Origin of the sequence: Psychrobacter sp. JB385, from assembly GCF_900163785.1 — a bacterium.
In the GTDB taxonomy this organism is placed as follows: domain Bacteria; phylum Pseudomonadota; class Gammaproteobacteria; order Pseudomonadales; family Moraxellaceae; genus Psychrobacter.
The window spans coordinates 377198-398478 of sequence record NZ_FUKN01000013.1 but is presented as its reverse complement, the minus strand read 5'-3'; the positions used below and the strand labels follow the sequence as shown (position 1 = coordinate 398478).

The following is a 21281-nucleotide window of genomic DNA, read 5'->3' as shown; positions in this document are numbered from 1 at the left end:
GCCTTTATATTATCTATTATTACTGCCTTATCTTCTTTTATCGTACCAATACTATGCCATCCTCTACTATGACAAAGACTCTATCTGATCCTATTCAACTGATTTATGCCGGTGGCACCTTTGGTAGCTATGGAAAACCTTTATCATCGTTATCAGCAGACGTGTTTTTACCTATCGTGCAGGAGCTATTAGCAGCTCAAGAGCACACAGCACATCTATCAAAAAGCTCATGGTTAGACAACACGTTGTTCAAAGACAGCAGTCAATTGACACCCTGCGATTTTGCCCATTTTTATCAGCTTCTAATGGCTGCATATGCGCAAGGTGGTAGACGTTTTGTGTTGATTACTGGGACAGACACGCTAAGCTATTTGGGCGCTTTTTTGGCAGAAGCTTTTGCTGGTAGCGATATCTGTATTGTCTTAACTGGGAGTATGCGTCCTTTACTAGACAGTGAAGTGATCCACTCTTACTGTATCGATGAGCATAGCGATGCTTGGGACAATCTGAATCATTCACTACAGTTGGCAGCAGCAGGTGAATCTGGCGTCAAGATCAGTTTTGGTGGTGAGGCGTGGCCTGCTCAGACGGTTCAAAAAATTCACAGTCATGATTTGATGGCGTTTACAGGTCATTTTAGAGCAGCTTATCCAGCCAACAGTTATATAAAAAGCCTACCAGATACTCGTCGTCAGCATTGGTTAGATGACCAGCAAGAAGTAGTAGAAAATATTCAAAGCCGTGCTAATAACGTGCGTATCAGCGCGCTATACTGTTTGCCCAATGATGCTGAAGCGATAAACAGTCAATTACAAGCCTTACTATCACAGCCGCCTTCTGGCATTATTTTGATGGGGTTTGGTGCCGGCAATGTCCCTTATTCAGCAGCTTTGGCAGAAACCTTGGAGCTTGCTCATCAAAAAGGACATATGGTAGTAGGTACTAGTCAATGCCCGTTTGGCGGAGTTAGCGATAGTTATGCGGCTGGCAGTTGGCAATACGAGCACCATGTGATCTCTGGTGGCCGTTTGACCATTCCCGCTGTTTATGCACGCTTATTGTGGTTGTTACTACGTTACGACAGTCCAGCGAGACGCCGACAGCGCTGGTTAAATAATGTGACTCAAACCGGTACAACCATTAAAAAACGGTAACTCCTTTTTCATTTTATAAGCTTTACAAATACAATGCCTAACACTGACATAATGCCTGACATAAAAACCAGCAAGCCTGAAACTTTGCCAACCTATACCCTAGCAATTGCTATTGAGTTTTTAGGCACGCATTATCATGGGTGGCAACGGCAGCGAGAAGTACTGAGTGTACAAGAAGCGTTGGAGGTCGCCATCAGTAAGGTCGCCAATGAGCCAGTAGAAGTCGTCGCCGCTGGGCGTACTGATGCCAGTGTGCACGCTAGCAATATGATTGCTCATTTTACCACGCGTGCGTATCGCCCTACACATAACTGGTTGCGCGGTGTAAATAGCCTACTGCCTGATGACATAGCGCTACGCTGGATTCAACCCATGCCAGCCGACTTCCATGCACGCTTTGGTGCCATTGCACGGCGTTACCGTTATATCACCCTCAATCAAGCACAGCGTCCTGCGATACTCAACCATCAAGTGACGCATATCTACGAACCTCTTGACTTAGAAGCGATGCAATTGGCGGCAGCCGATATCGTGGGTACACATGACTTTAGCAGTTATCGTGCTGCGGCCTGTCAATCCAACCAACCTGTGCGTCAGGTTAGCCATGCAAACTTGTTTTCTCACGGTCAGTTTATCGTTTTTGATATTCAAGCAGATGGATTTTTGCATCACATGGTTCGTAATTTAATGGGCACGTTGTATGCTATTGGTAGACATGAACTTGATCCGACAGATTTTTTGAATATTTTAAACAAAAAAGATCGTACCATAGCACCGCCAACTGCATCTGGTGATGGTTTGTATTTTATTAATGCTTACTATCCTGAGCATTTTCAAAAATTGCTTCCAAAAGCGCCTTTAACGCCACTTTGGCTAAACCTGCCTGATTGATATACATATCACTTACAGACTGTCAAGTCAAAACCATGTTCTGTATTGCTTTAACCAGTCAACTTACGTATAATATGGGCTTATTTTTAATTGATTGATACAAATTATGGCAAAAGACGATATCATTGAATTTGAAGGCGAAGTCATCGACACCCTTCCAAATACTTTATTCAAAGTGCGTTTAGAAAACGGACACGAAATCATTGCTCACATTTCTGGTAAGATGCGTAAACACTATATCCGTATTTTAACAGGCGATAAAGTTAAAGTAGAAATGACACCTTATGATTTATCGAAAGGTCGCATTACTTACCGTGGTAAGAACTAACTCTTTATCAACTAAAATGGTATAAGAGCATTTACTTATACTACCAGTTGCTACGTTGTTCCTTACCGCTGATATGAATGTTTGAGTGGTTTACCTGATAATAATAATGAAAATGCTAACCTACTCATTATTGCCTATCAATGTTTTAATATTTACTGCATGCAACTTATTTTAGTAAAAAAATACCGCTAATATCAGCGGTATTTTTTTGTGTGTTTTATGGACTCTTTGAATATCAATTTTGAATCACAAAACAGCTTTTATTTGAATTCAACCGTGGCACCATTTTCGATTACTCCTAAAAGTGCCAGTGCATCCCAGTTGGTGAGACGGATACAACCTGCTGATGCTTGGCGACTGATACGGGCAGGATCTGGCGAACCATGAATGCCGTATGTAGGTTTGCTAAGTCCAATCCAGACCAAGCCAACAGGATTGTTAGGCCCTGGCGGAATGATTAACTTGCTACCATCATCAGCGGTATACGTATAATTAGGCTCATGTACCTTTACTTCTACAGTATGCGTTCCTGTTGGTGACGGTGTCGCGGTACTTCCTACCGTGGTGGGATAACTAGCAATCAGTTTGTTATTGTTATCATAAGCATACAATGTCTCGGTAGCCTTATCTGCAACAACGCGACTAACAGGTTTGGTATTAGGATTGCTAGGGTTATAGACAATAATGGTCTCACCAGCTGTAAACTTGGCATTAGGATTCAATGCTTTTAGATAATCTTCACTGATATGAAACTTTTCTGCCAGCGCTTCAGTGAGGCTTTCATAATACATGCCATCGAGCTTGGCTTTTTCTTTTGTGTCAGCTGGTATTTTGATCGTTTTGACATTCACATCGTCATCACTTAATTGATAGCTCACCAAGACAGGCTGGGCAACCAGCTTTTCATTTTTAGTTAATGCTTGCCATGTCTCGTTGTTCAAATTTTCAGTGACGCTCAGACCGTTTGCCTTTTGAAATGCTTGCATTGCTTTGCGCGTATTCTTACCCCAGTATCCATCTACGGGACCCACGCCATTATGATGCCAGTTCAATAGTGCCTGCAACTTTGTCCCTGTGGTACGATCGATTTTTGTACCTGCCTTCCAATTTGCTGCATTCACTTTTGTTGCCATGGGAGACAAATTATCTGTTGTATAGTTGATAACGGGAAGTAAGTTCTTGAGCGAACTGACCGTTTTGCTATTCCCCATCAGCTTTTGGCTGACACCATTGGTTACTGGACTGATATCAGTCGTAGCCATACTAGAGGCGTTATTGGCACTCTGACCATCATTCGTCGCTGCAATACTCTGACTCATAAACATTGCTGTTGATAGACTTGCCACTGCGATTGCAGCGCTTATTTTTTTCAATTGATGCATGTAATGCTCCTAATTTTTTATTATGCTGTTATTAAGGGTCTTATTATTAAGACTGATTACTCCGAATGCCCACTTGCTCGATACATAGCTTTATTAATCTATTTCAAGCGTTACTTTTTAAGTTTAACAAACAACTCATGTTGACACATTATTCTGTGAGGATGTAACAGCTTTATGTTAATAGCATCTGAATTGTGAGGCATATCTGTTAACACTGCTGATAAGAAGGTTTTTAATATGGCGTAAATTATTGCTGTCCGTTTTTATCTTCAATGAATAAGCAATAAAAAACCCATAAACTGCTGAGCAATTTATGGGTTGATAAAGTACCAATTGGCGCTTTTCGATAAGACTAAGAGAAGATTGATTTCCTCAAATTGGCTTTATATCAGTTTGGCCAATACTGCCTGTCCCATTTCTTGACAGCCAACCTGCTTGAGTCCTTCTTCGCTACGATCTAATATATCGACAGTACGTAAACCATCATCCAAGACGTCGCTGACTGCTTGCTCAATGGCTTGCGCCGCTGCTTCTTGCTTAAAGGTATAACGAAGCATCATCGCTACAGATAAGATGGTTGCCAGTGGATTGGCCTTGTCTTGACCAGCAATATCAGGTGCTGAGCCATGACACGGCTCATACATCCCTTTACCAGCTTCATCAAGACTTGCTGATGGTAGCATGCCGATAGAACCGGTCAGCATCGCGGCTTCGTCAGATAAAATATCGCCAAACATATTGCCTGTGACCATCACATCGAACTGTTTGGGATCTTTGATAAGTTGCATACAAGCATTGTCAGCATACATGTGCGACAACGCCACATCGCTGTAGTCTGCTTGCTGCATCTCGATCATCGTCTGCTTCCACAATTCAGTCACTTCTAAGACATTTGCCTTATCTACCGAACATACTTTTGGCGCTGTACCTGCAGCTTGCGCGCGCGTTTTTGCCAACTCAAAAGCCACTTTACCGATGCGCTGTATTTCACTGGTACTATACACCATGGTGTTATAACCTTGCTGCTCACCATTTTCTAATGTACGAATACCGCGCGGCTCACCAAAATAGATGCCACCAGTCAATTCACGAACGATCAATAAATCCAAGCCAGAAATGATTTCAGGCTTGATGCTTGATGCATTAGCAAGCTGCGGATATAGTTTTGCTACTCGAAGGTTAGCAAACAAACCAAGTTCACCGCGGATCTTAAGTAGGCCGCGCTCTGGGCGTTTGCTGCGTTCGATACTATCCCATTTAGGACCACCAACTGCTCCGAGTAATACAGCATCTGCAGCACGTGCACGTATCAGAGTTTCATCCGGTAAAGGCTCGCCAGTTGCATCAATGGCTACGCCGCCAATCAATCCAGATTCTAATATCAAATCTAGCGAAAACTTCTTATTGACGGCTTCGAGCACATCAATGGCTTGAGTCATGATTTCAGGGCCAATACCATCGCCTGCTAATGTTAAAATCGTTGCCATACTGGTCCTTTTAAACAAATAAGTTTTTATTAGTTGAATATTTTTATTAATTGAACATTTTTATTAATTGATAGTGTGATGACGCATTATTGCTCACTATTATTTGAGCGTTCATACGTGATTGCTAAACACACTTCTATGCTTTTACCTTTTTAGGGTTCGACACTGCTGATAATCCTTGCCTCATACTCGCTTCTACAAACTCACCTTGGTGCTCGGTATCAAGTTGTTTGCAGAATCGGCGCTGTACTTGATTATCTTGTAGCAGATCGACACATAAGGGTTCAGGTGAGGCAGTCTCTAATAAGCTACCAGAGTTTGTATCAGATTTTTTTTGATAAGCTCGCAGCTTATAAGTGCCTGTCCTAACAAAGTCATGAATCATCGCAAAGCGCTCTACATAACCTTCATTGTTTTCTGGATAAAAATTGACATGTACCTCGCGTTTTGCAGGCATGACTCGAGCATAATAATTGGTCAAACCCGGCATTGCTGATGCAGATAATGGCACTACCTTGATCGCATCTTTAGTGGTCAATGGAGCCATATCCATCGGTGCATTTACCGTTTTTTTAACACCATCATGGTTTGGTAAAGTTACCAACATATTAGGATTGACTGGCTCATGAGTGTCAGGTGCAATAACCAATGTTTTGTCTATCTGCACAATTTCACAATGATAAGTACCCGCACAAGTAATATTTACCTCGCCATCAAGCGGTTGAATGCTTCCTACCAATGACTTGGCATTTTCTGCTTCATCTATCTTCTGATAGCCAGTCAATACTTGACAGCCAGACACCAATAAAGTTGCGGCAAAAATTGTACTGGTCCATAACGCATAACGTTTTTTATTCATAATGGCGGCTACTATTTGTAATAGAGATAATAAAAGACTGTGAAAAACTGCTCTTTATTTTAGCCAGTTCACCACTATAACTCAACGCTACATTATTACTACTCAGAGCTTTTATGACCTGCCTGCTAGAATCTGACTCCTTAGGCTCGCACCTCATTAAATATCCAAGGTGTTTTTTGCATCATCTTATGCTCGTAATCTTTGATGGCATCGCTTTGCTGTAACGTTAAACCAATATCATCAAGTCCATTCAACAGGCAGTGCTTACGAAATGCGTCTATTTCAAAAGCGTACTCTTCACCCGTTGGAGTAATCACTACCTGACGCTCAAGATCTGCGGTTAGCTGATAGCCTTCGTTGGCAAAGGTGGCTTTCATCAAAGTATCGACAATCGCTTCATCCAATACAATGGGTAACATGCCATTTTTAAAGCAGTTATTATAAAAAATATCGGCAAAACTTGGTGCAATGACTGTGCGAAAACCATACTCAGACAATGCCCAAGGCGCATGCTCACGACTAGAGCCACAGCCAAAGTTTCTACGTGCCAGCAAAATAGTCGCACCTTGATAACGTGGCTTATTCAAAACAAAGTCTGGATTGATAACGCGTGTGCTACTGTCTTGACCCGGATAACCGTCATCGAGATAGCGCCAATCGTCAAATAAATTGACACCAAAACCTGTTCGTTTAATAGATTTTAAAAACTGCTTTGCGATAATTTGGTCGGTATCGACATTTGCACGATCTAGTGGGCAAACAATACCCGTTTGAGTGTTATAAGCTTGCATAGCTTTTCCTTAAAATATCAATTACTAACGTAAAATTTTTTGGCTACTTAATAAAGCTCAAAAGAGCGTCCCATGTGCTTGACTATTTTAGTCATCCTACTCTTTTCATTTTTGGAATAGTTCAAGTGTAGGACAGCTTCCTTACCGTCTTCAACCTTAATAACATGATAGAAAACTTGACCGTTATCTCTATAGCCGCTTACTGTATAAGTGTTAACTGTTAAAAGTTCGTAAGTAACTATGGTACTTGTCTTATATCGATGCTGCTTCTCTTTCAAGTAATCGCTATCTGTATAAAACAAGACACTTGGTGTATAGCTGCCAAAAATTAAAATATCGGCATTGGAATTGGCCAACTTAAAATGACGTCCATCTCCATTATCTGCCTCAGGCAGCCATTCTAATTGGTTAGGCACATCAATACAGTAGGCAAATTTTGCGTTACAGTATTCAAGAGCCATCGCTAACGGAGAGCTACTCAATAGGCAAAATAAAACAAATAGCCTTTTCATTGTCATGCTCTATACCAATGTAGAATTAAAACGTTCTTACATCAACAAAGTGACCTGCGAGCGCTGCTGCTGCTGCCATTGCTGGACTGACCAAATGCGTACGACCACCATTACCCTGACGACCTTCAAAGTTACGATTAGAGGTCGATGCACAATGCTCTTGCGGCTCAAGCTTATCTGCATTCATGGCAAGACACATAGAGCAACCTGGCTCACGCCATTCAAACCCAGCCTCAGTGAATAAAGCATCAAGACCTTCTGCTTCTGCTTGTAGCTTCACTTGTCCTGAGCCAGCGACAACGATTGCCTCTTTGATATTATCAGCAACTTTACGGCCTTTGATAACTGCCGCAGCGTCACGCAAATCTTCAATACGCGAATTGGTGCATGAACCAATAAAAATACGGTCAAGCTGAATATCGGTGATTTTTTGCCCAGCTTTTAATCCCATATACGTATAGGCCCGTAACCAGCCCTCTTCTTGCGCTTCATCAACCGCTTGATCAGGTGTTGGTACTGATTGCGTGATATCGACAACCATTTCGGGCGAGGTTCCCCACGATACTTGCGGCGCTATCTGGCTACCGTCAATTTCAACTACCGTATCAAATACCGCATCGTCATCTGAATATAAGGTACGCCAATAAGCTTCAGCTTGCTGCCATTGTGATTCTTTTGGCGCGTACGGGCGACCTTTGACATAATCAATGGTGACATCATCAACAGCGACCATACCTACGCGAGCACCTGCTTCAATCGCCATGTTACAGACAGTCATGCGACCTTCCATACTCATGTCTTCAAAAACCTGTCCTGCAAACTCAATCGCATATCCTGTACCACCGGCCGTACCAATTTTAGCAATAATGGCCAATACCACGTCTTTTGATGTCACGCCAGCACCAAGCTTACCAGTAACGCGAATTTGCATGTTTTTTGATTTCTTTTGAATCAAACACTGCGTGGCTAGCACGTGCTCAACTTCTGAGGTGCCGATACCATGCGCCAAACAACCAAGTGCGCCATGTGTCGCTGTATGCGAGTCGCCACATACGACTGTCATACCTGGCAATACCAAGCCCTGCTCAGGGCCCACTACATGTAGGATACCTTGACGAGCATCATTGATAGTAAATTCAGCAATATCAAACTTGGTACAATTGTCATCCAATGTGACCACTTGCAAGCGTGAGACTTTGTCTTTAATACCAGACACCCCTTCTAAGCGCTCTTTAGATACTGTTGGCACATTGTGGTCAGGGCTTGCGATATTGGCAGACAAACGCCATGGCGCTCTATTTGCCAACTCCAATCCTTCAAATGCTTGCGGGCTTGTCACTTCATGCAGCAAATGGCGGTCAATATAAATTAGGCTTGAACCATCGTCACGTTTGGTAATCTCGTGAGCGCTCCAAAGTTTGTCGTATAACGTTTGACCGGCCATGTTCTTATCCTTTATTGGTTACTAATCATTGAATATTTCACTTTCCTATACAGTAATAATAGGCGAAGTGTTTGTTCAAATGTTATGTGTTTCTTTTATTTATGACTATATTGGGACACTGAGACTTGTTTTGTGTGCCAAATTTCCAAGTGGCTACAATAAATATGTCACAATACGCCTTGATGTCTTGTGATTATAGCAGGCTAATCCTATAATAATAATTGATGATTTTTAACCAGATGCAAACTTTTATTTCTAATACCCTGTGATTAGGTCAGTTAACTTTTATTTATAGTTCGCTACATAGCTAAGGACATTCGCTTGAACACCACAAACTTAACGACATTTGTTACTGTCATGCATACAGGCAGTATCTCGGGCGCAGCAGAAAAGCTGTTCATTACACAGCCTGCTGTCAGTAAGCGTATCAAAAATCTGGAAGATGAGTTCAATATCACGCTATTTGACACAGTCGGACGAGGCATTGTGCCGACTCAAGCTGCTAGTGAAATGCTACCTCATGCCAAACGCTGGCTAGAGGACTATGAAAACTTTAAAATCAACTTGCAACATTCTCAGCACATTGTCTCTGGTAAATTGGTCATCGGTACCAGTCATCACATTGGTTTGCATCATCTAGCTCCTGTACTAAAGCACTTTATTCAAACTTACCCAGCCGTACAACTAGAAGTACACTTTGTTGACTCAGAAAAGGCTCACAAAGCCGTACTGGATGGTGATTTGTCACTGGCCTTTGTAACACTACCACCTGTTTATGATAAGCGCTTGAGCTATCATACATTATGGTCTGATCCTCTGTACTTTATGACAGGTACGCTGTCACCTTTGGCCACCAAGTCTAATGTCACTTTAGAGCAATTGGCACGTTATCCTGCTATTTTACCTTCTGCCAATACGTTCACCAGTCAGATTACGTTGGCTGAATTTGCAAAGCACAATCTCAAGCCTTATGCCACCATGAGCACCAACCCGCTTGAGTCTATTCGCATGTTGGTTTCTGTCGGTCTTGGTTGGTCAGTACTACCACAAACGATGATTAGTCAAGATTTGGAACGTATTGATATGGCGGACAATATTGAATTACAGCGTTACTTAGGCGTCGTAATCAATCCAAAATTAACGCCATCTAGTAGCGTGACTGCCTTATTAGACTTACTTGCTCCTATAGAATAACTGCTATATACATGTATTCGCTATATTTGATTTACAAAATAAGCTGTTCGCATTTGTGATAGTCATACGTTATAATGCAGTTGACGTTGTTTTCTCACAAAAGTTTACTACAAGGACACTGATAGTCATATATTGAATACTTCGCGTAAGATATGATGATTAACAGCAAGCTGAATAGTTGCAAATGACTGATTATATAAGTTGCTAATACTCATATACAAATAGCAGATGCGAGCAATAATAACAGATAAGTGGAGTGAAAACTTCCCGTTGCTCTCTATCTCTATATGAGTGCTAGCCATAAAGCATTGTCACTCATGAAAAGCTAACAGCATGTATTGAAAGAAGCCATTATGTCCTACTTAATGGCTTCTTTTGTCTTTGAATATTGTTTTGAACCTCGTCTTGTAAGCTTAAAGTCTTATAGTCAAACATAATTAAAGCCAATAATATTGGTTAAGGACAACTTATATGAACGGAGTTTCTAGTGGCGTACTGATATCACTTGGCGCCTATTTCTTAGTGATGATTGGAATTGGCGTTTATGCTTATTTTAAGCAAGCCAATGATACAGAAGGCTATCTATTAGGGGGACGTAACTTAGGCCCAGCAGTCACTGCACTTTCTGCAGGCGCGTCTGACATGTCAGGCTGGCTACTACTTGGTCTACCTGGTTACATGTATTCAGACGGTGTGGTTAGTATCTGGATTGCACTTGGCCTAACGCTTGGTGCCCTTTTAAACTATCTTATCGTAGCACCGCGACTTCGTGTTTATACCGAGGTTGCTGATAATGCTATTACTCTACCGGATTATTTTGCCAATCGTTTCGAAGATAAATCGCATATGCTGCGTGTTATCTCTGCATTGGTTATCATCTTATTCTTTACGGTTTATACTGCTGCAAGTCTGGTGGGCGGTGGTAAACTATTTGAAAGTTCACTCAATTTATCTTACACGACAGGTCTATGGGTCACGGCTGGTGTGGTCGTCGCTTACACGCTATTTGGTGGTTTCTTAGCAGTATCGATGACTGACTTTGTGCAAGGCGTCATCATGTTATTTGCGATGGTGATTGTACCTATTGTCGCCTTCACAGATCTTGGTGGTGTTTCAGCCACTACTGAAGCGGTGAGAAATATTGATCCAAGTATGCTGAACATAACTAATGGTATGACCATCATTGGTATTATTTCACTACTGGCGTGGGGCTTAGGTTATTTTGGTCAGCCACATATTATCGTTCGTTTTATGGCGATACGTTCGGTCAAAGATGTACCAACAGCACGAAATATTGGTATGAGCTGGATGGTTATCAGCTTGATGGGTGCTTTGATGACAGGTTTTGCTGGTCGCGCCTATGTACAAAAAACGGCCATGACCTTAGACGACCCTGAAACCATCTTTTTGGTTTTCACCCAGTTTTTATTCACACCGCTGGTTTCAGGCTTCTTATTAGCTGCGATTTTAGCAGCCATCATGAGTACCATCTCATCACAGCTGCTTGTCGTATCAAGCTCACTAACCAAAGATGTATATAAACTATTCTTTGATAAAGATGCACCAGAAGCTCGTCAGGTATTGGTAGGCCGTGTTTCAGTTGTAGCCGTCGCGCTCGCCTCTATCTTCCTAGCTTCTAACCCAGATAGCTCAGTACTAGATTTGGTTTCTAATGCTTGGGCAGGATTCGGTGCAGCGTTTGGCCCATTGGTGATCTTCAGTCTGACATGGCGCGGTATGAACCGTAACGGTGCTGTCGCTGGTATGGTAATTGGTGCCTTGACTGTTATCCTATGGATTTATGGTCCATTCCAAATGAATGGTATGGCACTTAACAGCTGGTTATTTGCTATCGTTCCAGGCTTTATCTTAAGTACTATTGCCATTTTTGCGGTTAGTATCATGACTGGCGGTCCAAGACCTTCAGTGGCTGCAAAATATAAAGAAATGGAACTTAACTTAAACAAGTAAAGCAATAAAGTAGTTTGTCATTAGAAAACCTCGCCAACGTTGGCGAGGTTTTTTTATGAGTTGTCGTTTACCCTTTAAGGTGTAGTCATTTGACTGATTTGATAAAGACCATCTTTGTCTAGAGGCTCATGTTTAAGATAAAGCTGTGACACTCATAGATGAGATCAAGAAGTTTGTGGCATTAGCAATCCTATGATTACTTTTAGCATTTGTTTGTAATCACTATTCACATCTATTCATTGATGGATTTCGACAAATACAGTATGTCTTTATAATCAAACAAACTACACAGTAACGTGAACCAATTTTTAGAGAGTAAACAATCTATAGTATAGGGGTGTCTGGAAATTTCATAACTGGTTTTCTCTCAGTCCATTCTATATAGGTAATTTATTGATAACTGCTATAAAAAAAGCGATCCCTCACGGATCGCTTCTTTATCTATTAGTACTGCTAAATATGGATACTATTTGATATCTTGATAAGAAAGTTTCAAACCTAAGATATAGCCATCATTGTCTTGGAAATCACCAACAATTTTTCCGCTAGGTAGACGGCCTTTTGCATCACCAAACCACAAGTATTTACCACCTGCCGATACCGCCCAGTTTTCAGTGACATTGTATTTGGCACCAAGACCGACACTATAATAGCCATCAACAGGACCTAACGACGTTGTCGGGTCACCCGCACCACTATCCCAACCCACAGTACCACTAATAGCAAGGGCTGGTGCAACACGCTTAGCCAGACCTAGCTCTACCATCCACTGATCGTCTTCATATTCAACCAAGTTTAGACCATCAGGACCGTAATTACGTTTACTAACGTCATTATATAATGGTGGTGTGATTACAAAATCACTCCATGGCACCCAACGCACTTTCGCCGTTGCTAGTGTTGTTGGATTGATACCCGTTTGGAAATCAAAGTTGACTGATTCAGGGGTTGTAATCTCATAATTGCTGCTTCGGTTGGCAGCCGCAGCACCTATAGCTGCTGCCTGTGCTGGAGTAGCTCCTTGTTGCAAAGCAGCTCCTTGAGCTAAGATACCTGCTATAGGATAATTTTCAGCGATATCAATATCATGGTCAATCTCAGAACGATAAGTCAAGGCAGCCTTAAGTGCAATTTCTGGTTTGCTATAAGAGATACCTGCGATATAACCGTAATCCATATCAGGGTTACTGGTTGACGTATAGCCAGTAGCAGGGCCGTAAGCCAAACCACGCAACTTCACATCAGCTCTGATACGCTGAGCAACTGGACCACCATATACTTGGAATTCTTTATTGGCACCGAATTTCATACCGAGAATCCCTGTTAAGCTTTCACTACGGACTTCTACGTTGGTATTTTCACCTGCAGTGGCTGATTCAGCTAATGCTATTGCACCTGCGGTCTGTGGGTCTACACCATCACCTACCAATGCCCCTCCTGAAGCATTTCTGTCTTCACTTGCAACGAAATTACTTTGCGTGTATTCAGCAGCCGCACCAAAAGGCTCATCGTATAAGACACCGATGCTAAAAGTATCGTTGATATCGGTCTTTACACCATAACGAAAGAAGTCATAGGATTCAGCAATATCACCCGTCTTGTTACCACGCTCATAGTCATTTTGGTTAGGGTTGACGTTCGCGCTATCGTAGCCGCTTACATCAGCATCAATATAAGTATAAACAGCTTCGGCATACGTTCCATCTTGTAAGAAAGCGGTGACGTCTTGCCCTGAACGATCAAGACCAGCAGCATTGGTCACACTAGCAACAGAAAGTGTGGCAATTGCTACTGCAAGGGTTTTTAAATGAAAGGTAGTGCGCATTGTGTATCTCCAAACGTCCTCGTTGTTTTGATACTTGAATCATCAATACTTAGCATTACTATGCGTAGTATTTCGATAATTAAAGTAGTGTCCTAAGTTGAATACTAATGCCTTTTTGACACTAAGACAACAATTAAAGCACTTTATTTCTCAAATATGACTGAACAGTACATATAAGATATAAACAACATACGGATTCTTATTTTAGGAAAACACATTTTTCCATCACTGACATGTGAAGAAAATAAAAGTCACTTATTTTGATTGAATGATCAAGACAAAGTTTTACGTATAAATAACGCAGTAAAAAAGCGACCCATTACGGATCGCTCTTATTTCATTATTAAGGACTTTAACAGTACGACTCTTCTATACGTTATTTTGCTTGATAAGAAAGTTTTGCGCCAAGGATAAAACCATCATTGCTTTCAAAATCACTGACGATAGTTTTGTTTGGAATCTGCCCTTTAGCATCACCGAACCACAAGTATTTACCACCAGCTGATACTGCCCAGTTTTCAGTGAAGTTGTATTTTGCGCCAAGACCAGCACTATAGTAGCCTTCGATAGGGCCTAGGGAAGTTATTGGATTGCCAGCGCCACTATCCCAACCAACAGTACCACTAATTGCTAGTGCTGGTGCTACACGCTTCGCTAAACCCAGCTCTACTTGCCATTGATCATCATCATAGTCAACCAAGGGTAACCCTGTATTATCACCAGTCGACAATTTGCTAACATCATTATATAGAGATGGTACGATTGCAAAATCACTCCAAGGTACCCAGCGAACCTTTGCAGTAGCTAGTGTCGTTGGATTGATACCTGTCTGAAAGTCAAAATTGACTGATTCTGGCGTTTTGATTTCAATAGTATCGCTTCTATTTGTTGAAAGCCCTAAAGCTGGCGGTAGATTAGCAACAAAAGGATATAATTCAGAGGCTGGAGCATTATGTTCAATCTCAGAGCGATAGGTTAAAGCCGCCTTAAGTGCAATTTCTGGTTTGCTATAAGCCATACCTGCGATCCAACCATAATCTTGGTCTGGACTGACATGAATGCTATAACCGTTCGCTGCACTATAAGCAGTTCCACGCAGTTTTACATCTGCCTTCACACGTTGAGCTACTGGCCCGCCATAGACTTGAAAATTCTTACTTTCACCAAGTTTTGCGCCGATGATACCAGTAATACTTTCAGTACGTACTTCTACGTTAGTGCCTTCACCATTTCTGGGTGAAAGAGGGTTTTGGTCGACAAAATTATTATTGCCACTATAATCAGCAGCAGCACCAAACGGCTCGTCATATAGAATGCCGACGCTAAATGTATCGTTAATGTCTGCTTTTACACCATAACGGAAAAAGTCATATGATTCAGCAATGTCGTCAATCTTCTTGCCTTTTTGATAGGCATTCTTGTCCGAACCAACATAAGCATTGTCATGACCCGTAACATCAGCATCGATATAGGTATAAACAGCTTCGGCATAAGTGCCATCTTGTAAAAATGCGGTGATGTCTTGGCCTGAACGATCAAGACCAGCAGCGTTAGCAACGCTAATAACAGAAAGGGTAGCAACCGCTACTGTAAGAGTTTTTAAGTGAAAATTCGCCCGCATTGTATATCTCCAAACATCCGCATTGTTTTACTACTAAAACCATTTTCATTAGGCAAGCAGCATCCGAGATGAGCGATATTAAAGATATTCGAACATGAAAACAACTATAAAAACAGCTTATTTCTACATTATGACCACATAGTCACTGGACGTTACACTTGTCTAAAAATACGCTTACCGTTTTTATTGATGTATGCGTGCATGATTCTTTCGCTAATATTAATAATGCGGCGGCTTGTCTGCCATCACATCGAAAGGCGCAATCCCTCCTTCGGTATCCTGACTTTCAACTTGTTTATAAATCAGTTGTAGCTGTCGTTGGAGCGTTTGGATATCCTTGTCTTGTCTTGCAATGACTTCGTCAAGGCGCTCTACTGTCAGCTCAAGATGTGCCATACTCATCTGTAGGTCAATAACTTGCTGTGTTTGCCATTCATTAGGCGGATTTGAGGCATCATTTTGATTATTAGATTGGTTCATATTGCTCTCTAAATTGTGATAAATAAGGTGAGGTTTATTGGCTAATAGTAAGGATCAGCAGCCGATGAATAGCGGCACTAAATATTGATTGAGAGTCATAATTTAGCAGCTCGCCGTAAAAGCTATAAATAGTCCTTATAAAACCATTTACGCTCACTACAGTCACGTGGTGGCATGTTATACTGCTAGCAATTTTGCAACAACCCCTACTCCTCTATTATATAAGCTTAAGATATTCTATGGCACTGATACATTTAAAAGATATTCACTTAGCATTCGGCGTCGCCCCCGTTCTTGATGGCATTGATTTTGCTATTAATGCAGGTGAGCGTGTGTGTTTGATCGGCCGCAATGGCGAAGGCAAGTCTACGTTATTTAAACTGATTAATGGCTCATTGCAGCCTGATAGCGGTGAGATTATTACCAATAGCAGCATGCGTGTTGCTATGCTAGAACAAGACGTTCCTGAAACAAGCGGACGTATCTTAGATATTGTCATGGGTGGCAGTCGCCGCACTGCTGACTTGTTGATTAATTATAATAAACAAGTTGATCTGTGTGCCAATGGTGACATGGATGCTTGTGAGCACATGGCAACGCTACAACATGACATCGATGCGGTGCATGGCTGGGACTTAGAGCGTGATGCTAGACGTCTGATTACCACGATGGGATTGGATCCAGAAGATGATTTATCCTCTTTATCTGGGGGTCGTAAACGCCGCGTCCTACTGGCCAGATCTTTGGTCACTAAACCTGATGTCTTGTTACTAGATGAGCCAACCAACCATTTGGACGTTGAGAGCATTGAATGGTTAGAGCGTTTTTTACTTGACTGGCAAGGCTTGACGCTATTGTTTGTAACCCATGATAGAGCCTTCGTCAATAAATTGGCCACTCGTATCGTCGAGCTTGACCGTGGTCAATTGACCAGTTATGACGTTACTCAAGGTGCCAAAGGGTATGCGCGCTATCAAGAGCTAAAAGAGTTGCAATTATTGGCTGAAGAAAAGAACAATGCCAACTTTGATAAAAAACTGGCGCAAGAAGAAGTTTGGATTCGTCAAGGTATCAAAGCACGCCGCACCCGCAACGAAGGCCGCGTACGTGAACTAAAGGCCTTACGTGAAGAGCGTAGCGGTCGCCGTGAGCAAGTCGGCAACGTCAATATCACGATGGGTGAAGGTGAGAAAAGCGGTAAACTGGTTTGTAAAGTTAAAAACCTACACCTCGAATACGATGGTCATGTCTTGGTTGACAACTTTAGCACGACAGTGATGCGCGGTGATAAAATTGGTATCGTTGGTCCTAACGGTGCGGGTAAAACCACATTGATTAAAGCCCTACTCGATATGTCTGATGCTGAGGTCACCAAAACAGGGAATGTTGAGCTTGGTACCAACTTGCAAATTGCGTTTTTTGATCAATTGCGTGATCAATTAGATCTTGAAGCCAGCGTGGCGCAAAACGTTTCTGAAGGTTCTGATTTTGTCGAGGTTGGTGGTCGTAAGACGCATATCATGAGCTACTTACAAGACTTTTTATTTGCACCAGAGCGCGCCCGTACCCCAGTAAAAGCGCTGTCAGGTGGTGAGCGTAATCGTGTGCTATTGGCTAAGCAACTGCTAAAGCCTGCCAATATTTTGGTGCTAGATGAGCCAACCAACGATTTGGATATGGCCACTCTCGAGCTATTAGAAGAGTCAGTCAGCAGTTTCAACGGTACTATCTTACTTATTAGTCATGATCGCTCATTTATGGACAACGTTGTCACCTCTACATGGGTGTTTGATCAGGACGAAGAAGGCAGAGGCATTGTTAAAGAATATGTGGGTGGCTATCAAGAGTATTTGGTGCAGAAAAACCGCGAAGAAGCTGCCCGTGCTGCTAGAGCACCAGCCAATAACGGAGCTAATACTAAAGCGACTAATAAGTCGACCGTAGCGGCAAAACCTGCAAAAGTGGTTAAGAAACTCAATTATAACGAGCAACGTGAACTTGACAATTTACCGAAAGAGATTGCAGCACTAGAAGCAGAACAAAGCCAGTTAGAAAAACAACTGGCAGACGGCTCATGGTTTACGCAAGATATTGAGGCGGCCACTGCTGCTAGTGAGCGCTTGTTAGTGATCGAAGAAGAGATGATGAATAAGCTTGAACGCTGGAGCACACTTGAGGACTAATAGTAAGAAATAACTTATTATCTCTTTAGAAAAACCTGTTAGACATTGCTTATTTTTGCTCGATAAATGCTTAAAGACCTTCAAATAATCACCGCTTTACAGGATAAAGTGGTGATTATTTGTTTATAAAGCAGTTACAATCTGTTTAGATACTGAAAGTTAGTGAACATTACCGCAATTTCAAGTATCATGCGCTATTACTAAATATCCTTATTAATTATAAGGTCATCACATTTACAATCCCTAGTAAAAAACATAGATGCTAGATATTGATAACGTTAGTTATTTTATGCTGGTCATCATATTCAACCTTATAATATGTCCTACAAAGGTTGCTTTATTTTTAACGCAATAATTTATTTTATCACCAAAATAGCTTAGAATAGCAACAATTAGCAAGATTAGGCACAGCTAAAGTGGCTTGATATTGTGTATTTTCTAAGCCACAAACCCAGTGTGGGGTAATCCCATTTCATTCACCTGGAGGAAGTATTAATGAGCCAAGCCGAAGGCGTTAATGTACAACGCCGTAGAGTTCTTATTGCCTCGACTGCCGCAATCGGTGCAGCTGGGGTAGCTGCTGTGGCGACCCCTTTTGTCCGTTCTTGGTATCCAAGTGCTAAAGCTGAGGCTGCAGGGGCTGCAGTGACCCAAGATATTGGTTCTATCGAAGCAGGACAAATGATCGTTGTCAAATACCGCGGTAAACCTATTTATGTGGTTAAACGCACCGAAGATATGGTCGCGGGACTAGAGTCAGTCAAACCATTATTGTCTGATCCTAATTCTGATGCGTCTTTACAGCCTGAATACTGCAAAAACCCTACTCGCTCTTTAGAACCAACCATATTGGTGGTTGAAGGCGTTTGTACGCATTTGGGTTGTGCACCGAACTACCGTCCTGATGTGGGCGCAGTGGATTTAGGTGGTAACGATTGGTATGGTGGATTTTTCTGTCCGTGTCATGGGTCAAAATATGACTTAGCAGGCCGTGTATACAGTGGCGTTCCTGCACCGCTTAATTTACCCGTCCCAGAATATGGTATGGATGGTACCATTTTGACGGTTGGGGAGGCTTAATATGAGTATGGGTAAAAAGTTAATGCACTGGGTGGACGCGCGTTTTCCAGCGACAGAAACCTATGAATACCATATGTCAAAGTACTATGCGCCAAAGAACTTTAACTTTTGGTACTTTTTTGGCGTGCTATCGATGATTGTATTGGTCAACCAATTGGTGACCGGTATATGGCTGACGATGATGTACAATCCAAGTGCCGAAGGGGCATTTGCATCTGTTGAATACATCATGCGTGACGTAAAAGGTGGCTGGCTCATCCGCTATATGCATTCGACTGGCGCCTCTGCGTTTTTTGTCGTAGTGTACTTACATATGTTTAGAGCGCTATTATACGGTTCATACCAGAAACCTCGTGAGCTGATTTGGCTCATCGGTATGGGTATTTATCTAGCGCTTATGGCAGAAGGTTTCTTTGGATACTTGCTACCTTGGGGCAACATGTCATTCTGGGGTGCACAGGTTATTTTGAACCTTCCTGCCGCGCTACCAGTCATTGGTGACGGTCTTGCTGAGTGGGTACGTGGTGACTATATCATCTCTGGTATTACCTTAAACCGTTTCTTTGCCCTGCACGTGGTTGCTATCCCATTAGTACTAGTGGGTCTGGTATTTATGCACATTGTGGCGCTCCACCATGTGGGTTCAAACAACCCTGATGGTATCGATATCAAGAAGCTAAAAGACAAAAACGGTGTACCATTAGACGGTATTGAATTCCATCCGTATTACACTGTGCATGATATGGTTGGTATCGTGGTCTTCTTTATCTGCTTCTTTGCAGTGGTATTCTTCTTCCCAGAAGGCGGCGGGTTCTTCCTTGAGCCACCAAACTTTGAGACGGCCAACTCACTGAAAACACCAGCGCATATTGCACCAGTATGGTACTACACGCCATTCTATGCCATTTTGCGTGCGGTTCCTGATAAGCTTGGTGGTGTTATCGCCATGGGTGCTGCTATTGCTGTGTTATTCTTAATTCCTTGGCTTGATAGATCGCCTGTACGCTCTATGCGCTATAAGGGTATTTTATCTAAGATTGCACTTACCGTCTTTGCTATTAGCTTTATCGTATTGGGCTATTTAGGTGCAACTCCTGCAACACCAACAGCGACTATTATGGCTCGTGTGTTTACGATTCTATATTTCTTGTTCTTCTTACTGATGCCGTTCTACACTGCCATTGAGAAGTGTAAACAGCCACCAGAACGCGTTACCGGAGGTCACTGATGAGCACGCTAATTAAATCCCTAGCTGGTCTAGGCTTAGGCGCGACATTGACCTTGACTGCTGGTACGGCATTAGCAGCTGGCGGTCACGGATGTGGTACATTCGTGAACGCTGAAGGTGTTGAAGAGCATTTAGCTTGTAGTACTGCTCCTATTGATTTTACCAATAAGGGTTCTCTACAAAATGGTGCGAAAACTTTTATGAACTACTGTGCGGGTTGTCACTCAGCAAAGTATGTTCGGCACTCACGCATTGCCAAAGATTTAGAGATACCGCCAGAGCTGGTCGAAAAGTACCTGATGGTCACCACTGATCAAATCGGTGATCATATCGACGCTGAGATTAACCCTGAAGTACAAGCAGCATGGTTTGGCGCAGCGCCTCCAGATTTGTCACTTGAGACGAGACTGCGTGGTGATGATTGGGTATATACTTACCTACTCTCGTTTTATGAAGACCCAAGCCGTCCTTGGGGCGCTAATAACTTAGTGCTACAAAATGCAGCAATGCCTCATGTATTACACAATATGCAAGAGCAGCTAAGTGCCGAAGAGTTTCAAAGCGAGGTTGGTGACTTGGTTAACTTTATGGCATGGATGGCAGAGCCGGCACGTCACGACCGTCAAGTGATTGGTTTCTTTGTTATTTTATTCTTACTTGTTTTACTAATCCCAGTTTACTTATTGAATAAAGAGTTCTGGAAAGATGTAAAATAACCAAGTATTGAATACCTAGATGTTACAGGTAATATTGGGCACTACATTGGTAGTGCCTTTTTTGTGCCTAAATGATAAACCTCCTATCAACAAATAAAGGGCTGAGCAGCAATGTTTACGTACGTTACCTTGATA

General features: G+C 42.2%; 18 protein-coding genes. 9 read left to right on the top strand and 9 right to left on the bottom strand.

What is annotated here, in order from left to right:
• The first annotated feature begins 68 nt into the window (after positions 1 to 68).
• The 3 genes from CZ794_RS08965 (at position 69) to infA (ending at position 2373) form a co-directional block, all read left to right on the top strand.
• A complete protein-coding gene (locus CZ794_RS08965; RefSeq protein ID WP_087041259.1) occupies positions 69 to 1154 on the top strand; it encodes an asparaginase in 1086 nt (361 codons plus the stop codon).
• A 51-nt stretch (positions 1155 to 1205) separates the two neighbouring features.
• Positions 1206 to 2045 (top strand): tRNA pseudouridine(38-40) synthase TruA, encoded by an 840-nt coding sequence (truA, locus tag CZ794_RS08960; protein ID WP_087041258.1) that lies wholly within the window; start codon positions 1206 to 1208, stop codon positions 2043 to 2045.
• 106 nt (positions 2046 to 2151) lie between these two features.
• Positions 2152 to 2373 carry a translation initiation factor IF-1 gene (infA, locus tag CZ794_RS08955; protein WP_021814850.1) on the top strand — a complete coding sequence of 74 codons (222 nt, stop codon included), beginning with the start codon at positions 2152 to 2154 and terminating at the stop codon, positions 2371 to 2373.
• 260 nt (positions 2374 to 2633) lie between these two features.
• Here the strand turns inward: infA and CZ794_RS08950 are convergent, their stop codons facing one another.
• The 6 genes from CZ794_RS08950 to leuC all read right to left on the bottom strand — a co-directional run bounded on the left by CZ794_RS08950 (position 2634) and on the right by leuC (position 8848).
• A complete protein-coding gene (locus CZ794_RS08950; protein ID WP_087041257.1) occupies positions 2634 to 3755 on the bottom strand; it encodes a L,D-transpeptidase in 1122 nt (373 codons plus the stop codon).
• 383 nt (positions 3756 to 4138) lie between these two features.
• Positions 4139 to 5242 (bottom strand): 3-isopropylmalate dehydrogenase, encoded by a 1104-nt coding sequence (gene leuB / locus CZ794_RS08945; RefSeq protein WP_087041256.1) that lies wholly within the window; start codon positions 5240 to 5242, stop codon positions 4139 to 4141.
• A gap of 136 nt (positions 5243 to 5378) precedes the next feature.
• The gene (locus tag CZ794_RS08940) at positions 5379 to 6101 is read right to left on the bottom strand and encodes a hypothetical protein (RefSeq protein ID WP_087041255.1); all 723 of its coding nucleotides are present in this window, start codon (positions 6099 to 6101) and stop codon (positions 5379 to 5381) included.
• Positions 6102 to 6241: 140 nt separating this feature from the next.
• A complete protein-coding gene (gene leuD / locus CZ794_RS08935; RefSeq protein ID WP_087041254.1) occupies positions 6242 to 6892 on the bottom strand; it encodes a 3-isopropylmalate dehydratase small subunit in 651 nt (216 codons plus the stop codon).
• 47 nt (positions 6893 to 6939) lie between these two features.
• Positions 6940 to 7410, bottom strand: coding sequence for a hypothetical protein (locus CZ794_RS08930; protein ID WP_143515713.1), 471 nt, complete (start codon positions 7408 to 7410; stop codon positions 6940 to 6942).
• Between the two features lie 19 nt (positions 7411 to 7429).
• The gene (gene leuC / locus CZ794_RS08925; protein ID WP_087041252.1) at positions 7430 to 8848 is read right to left on the bottom strand and encodes a 3-isopropylmalate dehydratase large subunit; all 1419 of its coding nucleotides are present in this window, start codon (positions 8846 to 8848) and stop codon (positions 7430 to 7432) included.
• Positions 8849 to 9169: 321 nt separating this feature from the next.
• Here leuC and CZ794_RS08920 point away from each other — a divergent pair, with 321 nt between their 5' ends.
• Together CZ794_RS08920 and putP are read left to right on the top strand one after the other, a co-directional pair.
• Positions 9170 to 10042, top strand: coding sequence for a LysR family transcriptional regulator (locus CZ794_RS08920; RefSeq protein ID WP_062844225.1), 873 nt, complete (start codon positions 9170 to 9172; stop codon positions 10040 to 10042).
• A gap of 471 nt (positions 10043 to 10513) precedes the next feature.
• A complete protein-coding gene (putP, locus tag CZ794_RS08915; RefSeq protein ID WP_087041251.1) occupies positions 10514 to 12013 on the top strand; it encodes a sodium/proline symporter PutP in 1500 nt (499 codons plus the stop codon).
• A gap of 466 nt (positions 12014 to 12479) precedes the next feature.
• Here putP and CZ794_RS08910 read toward each other — a convergent pair whose 3' ends face one another.
• The 3 genes from CZ794_RS08910 to CZ794_RS08900 form a co-directional block, all read right to left on the bottom strand.
• Positions 12480 to 13838 carry an OmpP1/FadL family transporter gene (locus CZ794_RS08910; protein ID WP_087041250.1) on the bottom strand — a complete coding sequence of 453 codons (1359 nt, stop codon included), beginning with the start codon at positions 13836 to 13838 and terminating at the stop codon, positions 12480 to 12482.
• Positions 13839 to 14214: 376 nt separating this feature from the next.
• On the bottom strand, positions 14215 to 15459 hold the full coding sequence (locus CZ794_RS08905) for an OmpP1/FadL family transporter (RefSeq protein WP_087041249.1): 1245 nt from the start codon (positions 15457 to 15459) through the stop codon (positions 14215 to 14217).
• A gap of 219 nt (positions 15460 to 15678) precedes the next feature.
• Complete coding sequence (locus CZ794_RS08900) at positions 15679 to 15939, bottom strand: SlyX family protein (protein ID WP_087041248.1); 261 nt, start codon at positions 15937 to 15939, stop codon at positions 15679 to 15681.
• Positions 15940 to 16178: 239 nt separating this feature from the next.
• Here CZ794_RS08900 and CZ794_RS08895 point away from each other — a divergent pair, with 239 nt between their 5' ends.
• From CZ794_RS08895 to CZ794_RS08880, 4 genes are all read left to right on the top strand, one after another.
• Positions 16179 to 18122 carry an ATP-binding cassette domain-containing protein gene (locus CZ794_RS08895; RefSeq protein ID WP_087041247.1) on the top strand — a complete coding sequence of 648 codons (1944 nt, stop codon included), beginning with the start codon at positions 16179 to 16181 and terminating at the stop codon, positions 18120 to 18122.
• Between the two features lie 495 nt (positions 18123 to 18617).
• The gene (petA, locus tag CZ794_RS08890; RefSeq protein WP_087041246.1) at positions 18618 to 19202 is read left to right on the top strand and encodes a ubiquinol-cytochrome c reductase iron-sulfur subunit; all 585 of its coding nucleotides are present in this window, start codon (positions 18618 to 18620) and stop codon (positions 19200 to 19202) included.
• Between the two features lie 7 nt (positions 19203 to 19209).
• Complete coding sequence (locus CZ794_RS08885) at positions 19210 to 20430, top strand: cytochrome bc complex cytochrome b subunit (protein ID WP_373407915.1); 1221 nt, start codon at positions 19210 to 19212, stop codon at positions 20428 to 20430.
• A complete protein-coding gene (locus tag CZ794_RS08880; protein ID WP_087041244.1) occupies positions 20430 to 21146 on the top strand; it encodes a cytochrome c1 in 717 nt (238 codons plus the stop codon). Before CZ794_RS08885 ends, CZ794_RS08880 begins: the two co-directional genes overlap by 1 nt.
• Positions 21147 to 21281 lie beyond the last annotated feature (135 nt).